Origin of the sequence: Legionella sp., from assembly GCF_047605385.1 — a bacterium.
GTDB lineage: Bacteria > Pseudomonadota > Gammaproteobacteria > Legionellales > Legionellaceae > Legionella.
On record NZ_JASGFU010000002.1, the window covers coordinates 42,787 to 58,458 of the forward strand.

A 15,672-nucleotide genomic window follows, 5' to 3' on the forward strand; every position below is an offset into this window, starting at 1 on the left:
ATAACTTTATGAGCGAAAATTTGTATTCTATAGAGCTAACATCCTTGTAAAATAAGGACTTTTCATATTTATCGATGTGATTTGTATTTAAGTTAAGCGAAGTGCTTAGAGAAGATATTCACAGACAAACTTAAGGCATAAAGAAAGAAAACCTATGTATATTAACTAAAGAAAAAAGTAAAAAACAGTCTTGACGTGATATTTTTTCAAAAAATTTTAGTTTGTTGTTGGCCTGCAATACTACCCTTGCAAAAACTGTTCAAAATCACCTAGCCAACGTTGCGTAATGAGGCGCGCAGTATCTGGCGATTCAGTGATTAATTTTTTTGCAACAGAGGGGAGAAACTCTAATAAATCCCGGTCGCGAGTAAGATTTGCAATTTTAAATTGGCGATAACCGGTTTGCTTTGTACCTAATATTTCACCAGCACCGCGTAACTCCATATCTTTTTCAGCAATAATGAAACCATCATTTGTAGCACGCATGATTTTCAATCGCTCTGCCCCTTGCTGTGAAAGCGGTGCTTGATAGAGTAAAATACAGTGTGATTGCGCACCGCCACGCCCCACCCGACCACGTAATTGGTGTAGTTGCGATAACCCAAGACGCTCCGCATTTTCAATAATCATTAAACTGGCATTGGGCACATCTACACCCACCTCAATTACCGTAGTTGCGACTAATAAGTTAAGCTCACCTGATTTAAATGCCGCCATAGTTGCTTCTTTTTCTACAGATTTCATCCGCCCATGTACCAAACCAATGGTCGCTTGAGGAAGCTGAGTTTGAAGTACTGCTGCAGTTTCAGTTGCTGCCATGCATTGCAATTTTTCTGATTCTTCAATCAGAGTACACACCCAATAAATTTGCCGGCCATCAGCAATAGCCACTTGTAGTCGCTCAATGACTGCTTCACGCTTACTCTGACTTAAAACAGCAGTTGTTACAGGCATACGCCCAGGAGGTAATTCATCAATAATCGAAATATCTAAATGTGCCAAATGAGTCATGGACAAAGTTCTGGGAATAGGTGTTGCGGTCATCAATAGTTGATGTGGAATCAGTTGCGCTTGCTGCCCTTTTTGCTGCAATAGTAAACGTTGTTCAACACCAAACCGATGTTGCTCATCAATAATCACTAAACCCAAATGCGCAAACACAACTTCTTCTTGAAATAAAGCATGGGTGCCAATGATCAATTGGCAACTACCATCTATTAATGCTGCAAAAGCTGTACGACGTTCGTTGGCTTTCATTTTGCCGCTAAGCCTTAAGATTTTAATTCCTAAAGGTTCCAACCAACGAATCACATTATCGGTATGTTGTTCGCTGAGTAAATCGGTAGGTGCCATAAAAGCAACTTGTTGGCCATTAGCTATAGCTTGTAGCGCAGCTAAAACGGCAATAATCGTTTTTCCTGCACCAACATCTCCTTGCACCAAGCGCAACATGGGCTTACTTTGTTTTAAATCATCAGCAATTTCCTGGGCAACTCTTTGTTGTGCTTTAGTTAAGGCAAAGGGAAGGGAATCAAGAAAACATTGTTGTAAATCAGCATCAACAGTCAAAATGGGGGCATGGAAGGTGCTGCGTGACTTTCTTGCAAATTGCATACTTAAGTGTTGTGCTAATAATTCATCAAAAACTAAACGTTTTAATGCCGGATGCTCACCTTGTTCCAACGCTTTTAGGGAACTATCCGGAGGTGGATTATGCAATAACTTAATCGCATCTGCTGCGTGATAAAAGTGTCCATGAGCCAATTCTTCATCACTCATCCATTCGAGTTGCCACAATTGTGCTTCATATTTTTTTAAAGCAGCAGCAACAATTTGTCTGATTCGCGTTTGGGTAAGTCCTTGAGTTGCGGGATAAATAGGGGTTAGTGTTTCGTTTACAGTGCACTGTTCTCCTTCTTTCAGCAATTGGTATTCAGGATGAGTAATCATCAACTGCCCATTGAATTCACGCACCTCACCAAAAAGATGAATCAGTGCACATTGATTGAGCCCATTTATCTGTTGTTTGTTAAAGTGAAAAAACTGCAGTCTTAATAAACCTGTTTTGTCTTCAACATAACAGATTAAACGTGCGCGTTTTCCCGGTTTAACTTCCGTTTTACAAACACGTCCAGCAACAACCGCCCACTCATTAGGGTGTAAATCTTGAATAGGGGTAATTCGTGTACGATCTTGATAACGATAGGGTAAATGAAAGAGCAAATCCTGTACGGTATGAATACCGCATTTGGCTAATTTTGCTGCCAGTGTTGGTCCTACACCAGTCAAAGTGTCACAAGCGTTGGAGAGCACAATATTATTTATCGTGAAAAAATTGATGCTGCAGTGTAACCTGAATTTAAGGTTTAGGACACTACTAAGTAAAATCTTTGCAATTGGCATGAAAAAGCATAATAATCTCATTTTTTTGACGGAAAATAAGTAGCATGAAACATACTGTAGAACAACTTTTAAAACAGGCTTTAGCTTCTCTAAAAAATTCTGGCACTGTTTCTACCGATGTGGATGTTGAGATTAAAGTAGATCACTCAAAAGATTCTGCTCACGGTGACTATGCCAGTAATTTGGCATTGATTTTAGCTAAGCCATGTCGTCAGGAACCACGCCAAATTGCTGAGCTTTTAGTGCAGGCACTGCCCGAGGACGCAGCTATTGATAAAGTGGAAATTGCCGGTGCAGGGTTTATTAATTTTTTTATTCGCAGTGATGCTCGCTCACAAATTATTGCGGATATAGTCCGTAAAGGTAAAGATTTTGGCCGCAGTACTATTGGGCAAAATCAAAAAGTATTGGTGGAATATGTTTCTGCTAACCCCACAGGGCCTTTGCACGTAGGTCATGGTCGGAGTGCTGCTTTTGGTGCCACTTTGGTTAATGTTTTAAAAGCTTCAGGTTATGATGTGACTGCGGAATATTATGTCAATGATGCTGGGCGTCAAATGAATATTCTAGCAGTGAGCGTATGGTTACGCTATTTAGAATTAGCAGCTGAGCCAGTGGTATTTCCAGCGAATGCTTATAAAGGTGAATACGTTACCGATATTGCGCAAATACTCTGGGATATGCATGGCACTGAATTTGTTCATCCTTGGTCTGTTGTTCTTCAAGGGATGCCGGCAGATGAGCCTGAAGGCGGAGATAAAGAGATTTATATTGATGCGATGATTGACCGCGCCCATGAACTTTTGGGGCAGAAAACTTTTGTGATATTCCATCAACATGCATTGAATACTGTTTTAGATGATATTAAAGAAGATTTATCTGAATTTGGGGTAATTTATAATAACTGGTTTTCTGAACAATCTTTATTTGAAAGTGGGGCCATTGAAAAAGGGATTCAAGCACTTAAAGACAGTGGTCACACATTTGAAAAAGAAGGCGCTTTATGGTTTAAGGCGACCGATTTTGGTGATGAAAAAGATCGTGTTTTAGTGCGTGCTAATGGCCAAAAAACCTATTTTGCTTCGGATGTGGCTTATCATTGGAACAAGTATGATCGTGGTTTTGATCGAGTCATTAATATCTTTGGTGCCGATCATCACGGCTACATTACCCGTTTACGTTCTGCAGTAAAAGCGTTAGGACATGATGATAATGCCTTAACGGTGCTGTTGGTACAATTCGCCATTCTTTATCGTGGTGGTGAGCGTGTGCAAATGTCAACACGTAGCGGTTCTTTTGTGACTTTGCGGGAATTGCGTGAGGAAGTAGGTAACGATGCTGCACGGTTCTTTTATGTCGCACGTAAATCAGAGCAGCATATGGATTTTGATTTGGATTTAGCAAAATCAGAGTCTAGTGATAATCCGGTTTATTATGTTCAATATGCACATGCGCGAATTTGTTCGGTATTAAGACAATTAAAAGAGCGTGGTTTGTCTTGGGAGCAAGAGATTGGCCTAGCGAATATTCATTTATTAGAGCAGACGCATGAAGCAGCGTTAATTGCGTTACTGGCTCGTTATCCTGAAGTTGTTGAATTAGCAGCTTCTGGTTGTGAGCCACATCAAATAGCCTACTATTTACGTGATTTGGCTAATGGATTGCATAGTTATTATAATGCCGTCCAGCTCTTATGTGAAAATGAGCAATTACGTTGCGCGCGCTTATGTTTGCTAGAAGCAGTTCGCTATGTGATTAAAAATGGTTTGGATTTATTGGGCGTAACCGCTCCTGAGAGTATGTAATGGGAAGACAATACAACAACAGGCAGTCTACACGCACGCACGCTAGCGCGCCGAATCAGTTTTTAGTGATGACCATAACTTTTTTACTGGGTTATTTTGTTGCGACAGTTTGTGATCTTGAAACGATAACAAATTGGATTAATACACAGATTTTGGCTCATCATGAAGGGGAAAAAGCACCAGCACAACCGCAAGAAGCACAACGCCAGGCAGCTATTCCTCCTAAACCTAAGTTTGAGTTTTATACTTTATTGGCCAATGAAAAGGTGCCAAATTCAGAAAAGCCAGCGGCAGCTACTCATTCGACGGCAGTGCAGACTGCTGCGGTAAATACCGCAACTACAACAGTTAATAAATCTGGGGTAACTAAGGCGCAATTAGCTGTTGCAATTAAAGTAGCTGAAGCAAAACCAGTGACAGTGACATCACAAATACCAACTTCGGCTTTAGCAGGACGAGGTACCTATTCTGTTCAAGTTGCATCATTTAAAGCACGGCATGATGCAGAGCATATGAAAGGATTGTTAACACTTAAGGGATTTAATGTGAATGTGGTACCGATTAATCATGCGACTCGTGGTGTGTGGTTCCGGGTAGTTGTTGGACCTTATGCAAATCGTACTTTGGCACAGAAAGCGCAGATAGATCTTGCCCGTAATGAACGTTTACGTGGGATGTTGACCGCTGGGTAAGAGCATTCTGGTGGCTAAAAAACGCTTTTTAGGGGTCATTAGTTTGAGCTGGATATGCGGGAAAATCTTCTTTTTTGGCTGATGCGGCACTTAGCTATATAGAAGCTCATAAGTAATTGTTTTTATATTATAATTCTACAAGCGAATTCTAATTTAGAAGAGGATGAGTATCGTTAGCTTACCGTACTATGACCACTTGTATATTTCCCGCATTGTTTACCGCATGTGGCTTACTCACTCCAACAATAACCTTAACTACATGAAACTGCTGGTGGATTAACTCAGCTACTTGGTTTGCCACAGTTTCAATTAATTGAAATGATCTGGATTCAATAAATTGCGTCACCATCTCGCAAAGTGCTGCATAATCAATGGTCTTACTTAAATCGTCCTCACATCCACTAAAATCAGTTTCAATGCTGATATCTAACAGCAATTGTTGATTAATACTTTGCTCCCAAGCATAAACCCCAATCCGAGTACTCACACTTAACGCTTTAATACTTAAAGTATCCAATCGCATTCTACCTATTTCTAACTCATGCTGCTTATTGTACCTAAAATTTTATTTTTTCCCAGAGCACTATTCTAGAGTGTGTAAAATTGATAAAGTCTTGGTCTTCTATAAACAATAAAATGAGCTAAGCGTCCAGTTATGTATGATTTAAATCAATCTTTATTTTTACGCGCATTAAGACGCCAGCCTGTAGAGCGTACTCCTGTATGGATGATGCGTCAGGCGGGACGTTATTTGCCAGAGTATCGCCAGGTGCGAGCACAAGCTGGGGATTTTTTAAGTTTATGTAAAAATCCTGAATTGGCTTGTGAAGTTACTTTGCAGCCTTTACGCCGTTATGCGATGGATGCTGCGATCTTGTTTTCTGATATTTTAACTATTCCTGATGCTATGGGGTTGGGCTTATATTTTTCTGAAGGTGAAGGGCCTTGTTTTAAATATCCAGTGCGGGATTTGGAAGCAATTAAACGTCTTCCTCGTCCTGATATGCGAGAGTCTTTAGGCTATGTGATGGATGCCGTTAGTTTAATTCGTCATGAAATGCCAGAACAATTGCCCTTAATTGGTTTTGCTGGCAGTCCTTGGACTTTAGCCTGTTATATGGTAGAAGGTAGAAGTAGTCGTGATTTTAAGCAGATTTTAAAATTAATTTATACTGAAAAAGAAGCCGCAGATTTGTTATTGCAGCAATTAGCTGTTCTTGTGAGTGATTATCTCAGTGAACAAATCAAAGCTGGTGTGAATGCAGTGATGATTTTTGATACTTGGGGTGGAATTTTAACTCCTGAAAATTATCAAAATTACTCATTACGCTACATGCAACAGATTGTGCAACAGCTCAAGGCAAATTATCCTGAGATACCTGTGATTTTATTTACCAAAAATGGAGGGCAATGGTTAGAACTAATGGCTGAGACTGGCTGTGATGCTTTAGGTTTAGATTGGACCTGTGATTTGAGGCAGGCGCGTCAGCGTGTAGGCCATCAAGTTGCTTTACAGGGTAATTTAGATCCTGCGGTATTATTAAGTTCTCCTTCATGCATTCGTGAACAGGTAAAAAAAGTACTGGTCTCATTTGGGCAAGGTACTGGCCATATATTTAATTTAGGGCACGGAATTACACCAGATGTACCTCCGGAGCATGTTGCGGTAATGGTGGAAGCAGTTCATGAATTTAGTCCTAGGGTATTATAGAGAAGCCGCGTGGGGTTACCAAGGCTGATACGGGACCTCCTGCAACATTCAGGAGATTCCGGGTGCTATGGCTGGGGGTTGCCCCCATTACAGTGCCCAACCTCAGATTCTAAACTGACGACTTAATTGTAAGGCCATTTCAATTGATTGTTCATAATTAAGCCTTGGATCAACCAAGCTATGGTAGGCAATTTTCAAATCATCCACTGCTAATCCACGTGCACCACCGATGCATTCAGTGACATTGTCTCCAGTAAGCTCAAAATGTACACCGCCAAGATAACTGCCCATACCACGATGGATTTCCAGAGCATGTTTCAGCTCCAGGAGGATATTATCGAAATGTCTGGTTTTAATTCCATCTGCGGTGGTTTCAGTATTCCCATGCATGGGATCGCAAGACCAAGTGACTGGGATCTGAATTTTCTTTACTGCTTCAATAAGAGGTGGCAATAGGTGCTCAATCTGTTTTGCACCTAAGCGTGTAAAAAGTAACACTCGACCTTCTTCATGATTAGGGTTGACAATATTTAAGACCTCTTCCAACCATTGAGGAGTTGCGCTTGGGCCAATTTTAATACCTATTGGATTTTCCACTCCTCGTAAAAACTCTAAATGCGCACTTTCAAGTTGTGCTGTTCTCATGCCAATCCACGGTAGATGAGTTGAGAGATTATACCATTTGCCATCATCTAATTGACGAGTTAAAGCTTGCTCATAATGCAGATGTAAGGCTTCATGCGAAGTATAAAAATTAACTTTTGACAAATTACTGGATTGAATTCCATCAATGGTCTCCAAAAAGTCCAGTGCATCACCTATGGATTTAACCAATAATTGATATTCTTCTTTTTGTTTGGAATGTTCTACAAAGCTTAAGTCCCATTGCTGTGGATGATTTAAATCAGCAAAACCACTGTCGAGTAATGCACGAATGAAGTTTAAGGTAATTGCAGAGCAGTTATAGGCTTGCAATAATAAGTTAGGATTGGGTTCACGTGCTTGAGGGGTAAATTCTGGAGAATTGACTAAATCACCGCGATAGCTAGGTAAAATAACCCCATTAATTGTCTCAAAATCTGAAGAACGAGGTTTGGCGTATTGCCCCGCAATACGTCCTACACGAATAATCGGTTTACGCATGCCATGTAATAAAATCAAACTCATCTGGAGTATGATTTTCAATTTATTACTGATGATATCGGGCCGACAATCATTAAACGATTCTGCACAGTCACCACCTTGGAGAATAAATGTTTCCCCACGACCTGCACGAGCAATTTCATATCTTAAGTGTTTAATTTCACTACTTGTGACTAATGGGGGTAAGAGACTTAATTGAGCGACAACGTCTTTTAATTGTGCTTCATCAGCATAAGCCGCAGCTTGCAAATAAGTGCGTTGGAGCCAGGAATTCGGCGACCATTCTTGCATAATAAACTCAGATGACTTTTTTGGTGCCTAAGTATGGAATAAATGAACAGATACTGCAAGATACGAGATTATTATATGTCCTATAGCTATTAATCCAGAGATCAAAAAATATCTTCGCTATCTAAAAGGGCATGGACACTCTAGATAAGTCGCTTTAATCTATTGAACTAATTTTTTACAAAACTTCAAGCTGTAGTCTAAAATTACACTAAGGTAATTATGTGTTTAGAGGGTGTAGAAATGGGATGGAGACTTGGTGCAATAGGTTATGCTTTGGATACAGTTATCCAGATAATGGCTCCTCAAAGAGGGCGGACTACCAATTTTGCGAGAATGCTTAGTGGGGATAAGCCCTGGGATGTAGAATATTTAGAATATTTGGAAGAACAGAAGAAACCCGAAGAACAATTGAAACCTGCACAACAGCTGAAACCTGCAGAAAAGAAGAAAGCTGAAGAACAAAAAAAGAATGAGTATGAAGCTACTACTAGTACCATAAAGCCATCTCATGCCAGGCCACAATCTGGTACAGCAGAGTCTACTCTTAGACAAAATGAAATTAGTCCATCGGTTAATAACAGATATAATCGTATGATTGAGGAATATAAGAATTATAAACAAAATGAACAAAAAAATTTAAATCTGGCTTTAAAGAACCTCAAGTTCATGAAGATAAACTTTATCTGGTTTTTCCTAATAAAAAGACAACAACAATTTTTCTAATTGGATTTGCTCAGAAAAATAAATGAACAGTGTCGTTCGTAATGAAAAGGGTGAAATAATAGCAAAAATAGAAGGAGGAAAACTAAGTGTCTATGAGGGTAAAGAAAGATTATTTAAAGAAGCTAACGAAAATACCCCTCTTCCTTCAAATGGATTATCAGAAGAAGAGTTTATATCAAAGAATACTGCTGCTCAAAAAGAAATGAGAAAAGCGCTCCAAAATGAACGAAATACAAAATCAGAACTAAAAACTCACGCTTCTGATAGTGATGCTTCAAAACCAGAACCCAAACCTCGCCCTGTTTGAGAATATTCATTTAACTACCTAATTCATTTTTTGTTTATTGTTTTGCTTGAAATTTTATTCTTTGTCCCCATTTGTTAAATTCACGTTAGTCAGGAGTAATTTGGATGAGCACAGAGAACAAAAAAAATTGGCAGAAAATTAAAGAAGAACATGAGCAATATGAAGAACATGATGAGAAGCATATGAATAGCAAGTCTAATCATCATGAAGAATCCCATCATGAAGAGTCTTTAGAACACTCCAGTTACAAAGAACTTAGCGAACAATTGACCTTAGTAGAACAAAAAGCTCATGAAAACTGGGAAAAGTCTGTACGTGCAATGGCTGAGTTAGATAATGTTCGTCGTCGCGCTGAGCGCGAAATTGCCAATGCACATCGTTATGGTGCTGAAAAATTAATCAGTGCGTTACTACCTGTGGTTGACAGCTTGGAGCAAGCGTTACAAATGACAGGTAAAGGTGAAGATGCTGCGATGAGTGAAGGCTTGGAATTAACTATGAAACTCTTTCTTGATGTATTACAAAAATTTGATGTACATCAAATCGATCCTATGGGCGCTTCTTTTGATCCGCAAGAACATGAAGCCATGTCAATGCAGGATGCTCCAGATGCTGCCCCAAACACTGTATTAGCAGTATTCCAGAAAGGGTATAAATTAAATGACCGTGTAATTAGGCCTGCGCGAGTCATTGTCTCAAAAAAATAATAAATTAATGGGTTGAAATAAAAGCAATACTCCCCATATAAAATTCATCACATTAGAATACTCACTAATTTGGAGCACGAAATAGAATGGCAAAAATTATAGGAATCGACTTAGGTACAACCAACTCATGTGTTGCCATAATGGAAAGCAACCAGCCTAAAGTCATTGAAAACAATGAAGGTCAACGTACTACACCCTCTATCGTTGCTTACACGGATGATGGAGAAACTCTGGTTGGTCTGCCTGCAAAACGTCAATCTGTAACCAACCCTGAAAAAACTTTATTCGCAATCAAGCGCTTGATTGGTCGTCGTTATGATGATGCTGTAGTGCAAAAAGACATTAAAATGGTTCCCTACAAAATCATCAAAGCAGACAATGGCGATGCTTGGGTCCGTGTGCAAAATCAGGATAAAGCACCACCACAAATTTCTGCTGAAGTATTACGCAAAATGAAAAAAACGGCAGAAGACTATTTGGGTGAAGAAGTTAAAGAAGCAGTAATTACTGTTCCTGCATACTTCAATGACTCTCAACGTCAAGCAACTAAAGATGCGGGTCGTATCGCGGGTCTTGAAGTGAAGCGTATTATTAATGAGCCAACAGCTGCAGCTCTTGCTTATGGAATGGACAAAAAACGCGGTGATTCCATCATTGCAGTATACGACCTTGGTGGTGGTACTTTCGATATTTCTATTATTGAAATTGCGGAAGTGGACGGTGAACACCAATTCGAAGTATTAGCAACTAATGGAGATACATTCCTAGGAGGTGAAGACTTTGATCTAGCCTTAATCGACTATCTGGCTGCTGAATTCAAGAAAGATTCAGGAATTGACTTGCACAATGATCCATTAGCGTTACAACGTTTAAAAGAAGCTGCAGAAAAAGCAAAAATTGAATTGTCTTCTTCGCAACAAACAGATGTAAATCTGCCTTACATTACTGCGGATGCTTCTGGACCCAAACACTTAAACATTAAACTGACTCGCGCTAAATTAGAGTCGTTGGTGGAGAAATTAGTTGAACGTACTATTGAGCCTTGCAAAATAGCACTGAAAGATGCTGGATTAACTGTATCGCAAATCAGTGAAGTAATTTTGGTTGGTGGTCAAACTCGTATGCCATTAGTACAAAAAACTGTAGAAGAGTTTTTCGGTAAAGAACCGCGTAAAGACGTGAACCCTGATGAAGCAGTTGCTGTTGGTGCTGCAATTCAAGCAGCGGTATTGTCTGGTGAAGTGAAAGATATTTTATTGCTTGATGTTACTCCGTTGTCTTTAGGTATTGAAACAATGGGTGGTATCATGACTAAACTTATTGAAAAGAATACAACTATTCCTACTAAGGCAAACCAAGTATTCTCAACTGCTGATGATAACCAAACTGCAGTAACTGTCCATGTATTACAAGGCGAGCGTGAGCAAGCTTCCGCAAACAAATCCTTAGGGCGCTTTGATTTGGGAGATATTCCTCCTGCACCACGTGGTGTGCCACAAATTGAAGTTACTTTTGATATTGACGCAAACGGTATCTTAAATGTTTCTGCTAAAGACAAGGCTACTGGTAAGGCACAATCAATTGTGATTAAAGCTTCCAGTGGTTTAAGTGATGAAGAAGTAGAAGCAATGGTACAAGATGCAAAATCTCATGCTGAAGAAGATAAGAAGTTTAAAGAAATGGCTGATCTGCGTAACCAAGCGGACAACATGATTCATAGTTGTGAAAAATCAATGAAGGATTTGGCTGGCGAACTTTCTGATGATGAGAAAAAAGGTATTGAAACGGCAATTGCTGAATTAAAAGAAGCAATTCAAGGTACGGATAAGGCAAAAATTGAAGACAAGCTAAAAGTCTTAACTGAAGCTTCTTCTAAAATGGCTGAGCGTGTTTATGCGAAAAACTCAGCTGAGGGACAGCAACAAGCAGGTGCTCATCAAGAGCAAGCACAAGAATCCGCAAAGGCAGATGACGGTGTTGTTGATGCTGAGTTCGAAGAAGTCAAAGATGAAGATAAGAAGTAGATTGTCTTTGAATTTGCATAAAATTATATATTGAGCCGTAAAGCTCAACAATGTGTGCTTAAACTCGCTATGCTGCAAGTAATGGTACTGTTGTTGGGTTTTGCGGCTTAGTTTGGTATTAAACATTAATCTTTAAATTATTGTGAGTGGTTATGGAACAGCGGGATTATTATGAACTTTTAGAAGTGAGCCGAACGGCAAGTGATGCGGAAATTAAAAAAGCCTATAGAAAGTTAGCAATGAAGTATCATCCAGATCGTAATCCCGGTGATTCCTCCACAGAAGAAAAATTTAAAGAAATTCAAAATGCATACAGCATTCTTTCAGATCAGAAAAAACGCGCTGCTTATGATCAATTTGGGCATGCAGGTGTTGATCCTTCCATGCGCGGTGGTCCAGGTGGTTTTGGTGGTTTTGGTGATGTGTTTGAAGATATTTTCGAAAATATCTTCTCAGGCGGTCGTGGCGCAGGCCGACAATCGCGAGGGCAACGTGGTGCTGATTTACAATTTAATGTAACACTTACCTTAGAAGAGGCCGCTTTAGGAAAAGAAGTAGAAATTACTGTGCCACGATTAGGTGCGTGTACAATTTGTAGTGGTACTGGAGCAAAACCTGGAACACATCCTAAAAATTGTGAAACTTGTAGTGGGATGGGGCAAGTCCGAATTCAACAAGGTTTCTTCTCTATCCAACAAACCTGCCCAACCTGTCATGGAGAAGGAAAAGTTATTACTGATCCTTGTACCAGTTGTCATGGTCAAGGCCGTATTCGTGAAAGCAAAAAATTAACCGTTAAAATTCCAGCTGGTGTAGATAATGGCGATAGAGTCCGACTTAGCGGTGAAGGTGAGGCAGGAATAAATGGTGGGAGTTCTGGAGATCTGTATGTACAGATCAATGTGAAAAAGCATGCCATATTTGAACGTCAAGATAATGATTTACATTGTGAGGTTCCCATCAGCTTTATTACAGCGGCTCTAGGTGGTTCTATTGAAGTACCCACACTTGAAGGGCGAGTAACTTTAAAAATTCCAGCCGAAACTCAAACAAGCAACGTATTTCGTTTAAGAGCTAAAGGAATGAAATCCGTACGTGGACACGGACAAGGTGATTTATTGTGTAAGGTTGTGGTCGAAACACCAGTAAATTTATCGCGTGAACAAAAAGAGTTACTTGAGAAATTGCAAGAATCATTAGAAAATGCCAAAGCCAATCATTCTCCACGAAGCAGTTCTTGGTTTGCTGGCGTGAAAAAATTCTTTGAAGACATGAAATTTTAAGATAAGTACGTTACAATTACTCATTTTATTTTTATGTGCATTTCTTGAGCTCTTATTAACCCCCTTTCTTAATTGCATAGAAAAGGGTCATGAGGGCTAGGTGAACGAACAATGGCGTCAACTTAAGGATTTTTAAATAGAGTTGTAGGTTGGGCCAAGGCCCAACCTACGATTTTCCTTAACTTAATGACAGAGAGAAAGAGGAAATAGCCTTTGGGTGAACGAATCGAAAACAATGCTTTTTATTCACCAAACACCACGTCAAAGAAGCATGAACTTAGAGTATGTATGATGAATCAACCAGCAATTTTAGTATTAGCCGACGGTACTGTTTTTGAGGGTATCTCAGTTGGAACACAAGGCGATTGTGTTGGCGAGTTGGTTTTTAATACTTCCCTAACTGGTTATCAAGAAATGCTTACTGACCCATCGTATGCGCGCCAGATTATTACTCTAACCACAGCACATGTCGGTAACACCGGCTGTACTTTTGAAGATATGGAATCAAATAAGGTCTGGGCGGCGGGGTTAGTAATTAGAAACTGTTCACTCATTGCTAGCAATTATCGTACACAGCAATCACTCCCTGTTTGGCTTAAAAAAAATAAGGTTGTGGCTATTGCGGGCATTGATACCCGTGATTTGACTTTGAGATTACGTGAGCATGGAGCCATAGGCGCTTGTATTAGTACTGATGTTGCAAATTCCGAGCGGGCTTTAGCAAAAGCCAAAGGCTTTGCTGGTTTGCAAGGTGTTGATTTGGCTTTAGAGGTTTCACGCAAAACAAGTGAACGTTGGGATGTGGGGCGAGGTGAATGGGGAGAAGGCTCACAACCACAGCAATATCATGTTGTTGCCTACGATTTTGGGGTAAAGCACAATATTTTGCGGATTTTAAATGATAAAGGTTTCCATTTAACGTTGGTACCTGCACAGACCTCAGCTGCTGAAGTTTTAGCAATGAATCCTGATGGTATTTTTTTATCGAATGGTCCAGGAGATCCAAAAGCCTGCGATTATGCGATTCGTGCAACACAAGTTTTTTTAGAACAAAACATTCCTGTGTTTGGTATTTGTTTAGGATTTCAAATTCTTGCTTTGGCCTGTGGTGGTGTTACTAAAAAAATGAAGTTTGGCCATCATGGTGCCAATCATCCGGTTATAGAAACTCAAGGGAGCAAACGCGTTTTTATAACCAGCCAGAATCATGGCTTTACTGTAGATGAAGACAGCTTACCGGATTGTTTGACTGTAACGCATCGTTCGTTGTTTGATGATTCTTTACAGGGAGTACGTCATAAAGAAAAGCCTGCTTTAGGTTTTCAAGGACATCCAGAAGCGAGTCCTGGCCCTCATGATATAGAAATAATTTTTAATGAGTTTATCGAATTGATGAGTATCGTCAAAAACAAAGAGGATTAACAATGAACGAGAGTTATGTCTTTACTTCCGAGTCAGTTTCAGAAGGACATCCAGATAAAATTGCTGATCAGATTTCAGATGCAATTTTAGATGAAGTTTTACGGCAAGACCCAAGAGCACGAGTTGCTTGCGAAGTTTTGGTTAAGACGGGGATGGTTTTGGTAGGCGGAGAAATTACGACTACAGCTTGGGTTGATGTTGAAGCGGTAACACGACAAGTGGTAAAAGACATTGGCTATAACAGTTCACAAATGGGATTTGATTGGGAGTCTTGTGCCGTTCTTTCTGCTATTGGTAAACAATCTCCGGATATTGCTCAGGGCGTAGATAATGAATTAACGAAAACTTTAGGTGCTGGAGACCAAGGAATTATGTTTGGTTACGCTAGCCGTGAAACGGATGTTTACATGCCCGCTCCAATTGCGTATGCGCATCGTTTGATGGAAAAGCAGGCAAGCCTTCGAAAATCAGGAGCTTTACCTTGGCTGCGTCCTGATGCAAAGAGTCAGGTAACTTTAAGATATGAGAATGGCATTCCAGTTGAGGTGGATACCGTAGTCATTTCTACTCAGCATGCAGATTCGATTAGCCACAAAGAATTAACTGAAGCTGTTCGCGAGGAAATTATTAAGACGACTTTGCCCGCAGAGTGGTTGACTGATAAAACCCGTTATTTTATTAATCCTACAGGTCGTTTTGTAATTGGCGGACCATTAGGGGATTGTGGTTTAACTGGCCGTAAAATCATTGTTGATACTTATGGTGGTATGGCAAGACACGGTGGTGGCTGTTTCTCAGGAAAAGATCCATCAAAAGTTGATCGATCAGCGGCCTATGCGGCACGCCATGTAGCGAAAAACATTGTGGCAGCAGGGATTGCGGATAAATGCGAGATCCAGGTTTCTTATGCTATTGGCGTGGCAGAGCCTACATCAATTTTTGTTGAAACGTTTGGCACGGGTCGTTTAAGCAGTAAAGAAATTATCGAATTGATTCATACTCATTTTGATTTAACACCACAAGGTGTTATTGAATATCATAATTTATTACGCCCAATTTATCGGGAAACAGCAACTTATGGTCATTATGGTCGTGAGCAGTTCCCTTGGGAGCGTTTAAATAAAGCAGCAGAACTACAGAAAGCTTTATAAAAAGATATAC

At 39.9% G+C, this 15,672-nt stretch carries 13 protein-coding genes; 10 read left to right on the top strand and 3 right to left on the bottom strand.

Annotated elements, in window-relative coordinates:
* Window positions 1–240: 240 nt before the first annotated feature.
* A complete protein-coding gene (recG, locus tag QM652_RS00980) occupies window positions 241–2,313 on the bottom strand; it encodes an ATP-dependent DNA helicase RecG (RefSeq protein WP_415072280.1) in 2,073 nt (690 codons plus the stop codon).
* A 134-nt stretch (window positions 2,314–2,447) separates the two neighbouring features.
* Between recG and argS the strand changes: the two genes are divergently transcribed.
* Both argS and QM652_RS00990 read left to right on the top strand, forming a co-directional pair.
* The gene (argS, locus tag QM652_RS00985) at window positions 2,448–4,208 is read left to right on the top strand and encodes an arginine--tRNA ligase (RefSeq protein ID WP_415072281.1); all 1,761 of its coding nucleotides are present in this window, start codon (window positions 2,448–2,450) and stop codon (window positions 4,206–4,208) included.
* A complete protein-coding gene (locus QM652_RS00990; RefSeq protein WP_415072282.1) occupies window positions 4,208–4,900 on the top strand; it encodes an SPOR domain-containing protein in 693 nt (230 codons plus the stop codon). Before argS ends, QM652_RS00990 begins: the two co-directional genes overlap by 1 nt.
* Before the next feature lie 178 nt (window positions 4,901–5,078).
* Here QM652_RS00990 and folB read toward each other — a convergent pair whose 3' ends face one another.
* On the bottom strand, window positions 5,079–5,417 hold the full coding sequence (gene folB, locus QM652_RS00995) for a dihydroneopterin aldolase (protein WP_415072283.1): 339 nt from the start codon (window positions 5,415–5,417) through the stop codon (window positions 5,079–5,081).
* A gap of 138 nt (window positions 5,418–5,555) precedes the next feature.
* On the opposite strand from folB, the gene hemE reads away from it, so the two are divergent.
* Complete coding sequence (gene hemE, locus QM652_RS01000) at window positions 5,556–6,611, top strand: uroporphyrinogen decarboxylase (protein ID WP_415072284.1); 1,056 nt, start codon at window positions 5,556–5,558, stop codon at window positions 6,609–6,611.
* Window positions 6,612–6,713: 102 nt separating this feature from the next.
* On the opposite strand, the gene QM652_RS01005 is transcribed toward hemE, so the two are convergent.
* Window positions 6,714–8,045, bottom strand: coding sequence for a 3-deoxy-7-phosphoheptulonate synthase class II (locus QM652_RS01005; protein WP_415072285.1), 1,332 nt, complete (start codon window positions 8,043–8,045; stop codon window positions 6,714–6,716).
* Between the two features lie 240 nt (window positions 8,046–8,285).
* Here QM652_RS01005 and QM652_RS01010 point away from each other — a divergent pair, with 240 nt between their 5' ends.
* The 7 genes from QM652_RS01010 (at window position 8,286) to metK (ending at window position 15,662) form a co-directional block, all read left to right on the top strand.
* Complete coding sequence (locus QM652_RS01010; RefSeq protein WP_415072286.1) at window positions 8,286–8,768, top strand: hypothetical protein; 483 nt, start codon at window positions 8,286–8,288, stop codon at window positions 8,766–8,768.
* Between the two features lie 22 nt (window positions 8,769–8,790).
* Window positions 8,791–9,075 (top strand): hypothetical protein, encoded by a 285-nt coding sequence (locus QM652_RS01015; protein WP_415072287.1) that lies wholly within the window; start codon window positions 8,791–8,793, stop codon window positions 9,073–9,075.
* Window positions 9,076–9,179: 104 nt separating this feature from the next.
* The gene (grpE, locus tag QM652_RS01020) at window positions 9,180–9,782 is read left to right on the top strand and encodes a nucleotide exchange factor GrpE (protein ID WP_415072288.1); all 603 of its coding nucleotides are present in this window, start codon (window positions 9,180–9,182) and stop codon (window positions 9,780–9,782) included.
* Between the two features lie 86 nt (window positions 9,783–9,868).
* The gene (gene dnaK, locus QM652_RS01025; RefSeq protein WP_415072289.1) at window positions 9,869–11,806 is read left to right on the top strand and encodes a molecular chaperone DnaK; all 1,938 of its coding nucleotides are present in this window, start codon (window positions 9,869–9,871) and stop codon (window positions 11,804–11,806) included.
* A 152-nt stretch (window positions 11,807–11,958) separates the two neighbouring features.
* Entirely contained in the window at window positions 11,959–13,089 is a 1,131-nt protein-coding gene (dnaJ, locus tag QM652_RS01030; RefSeq protein ID WP_415072290.1) for a molecular chaperone DnaJ, read from the top strand.
* Between the two features lie 288 nt (window positions 13,090–13,377).
* Window positions 13,378–14,511 (top strand): glutamine-hydrolyzing carbamoyl-phosphate synthase small subunit, encoded by a 1,134-nt coding sequence (carA, locus tag QM652_RS01035; protein WP_415072332.1) that lies wholly within the window; start codon window positions 13,378–13,380, stop codon window positions 14,509–14,511.
* 2 nt (window positions 14,512–14,513) lie between these two features.
* Window positions 14,514–15,662, top strand: a complete 1,149-nt coding sequence (gene metK, locus QM652_RS01040) for a methionine adenosyltransferase (RefSeq protein WP_415072291.1) — start codon at window positions 14,514–14,516, stop codon at window positions 15,660–15,662.
* Window positions 15,663–15,672 lie beyond the last annotated feature (10 nt).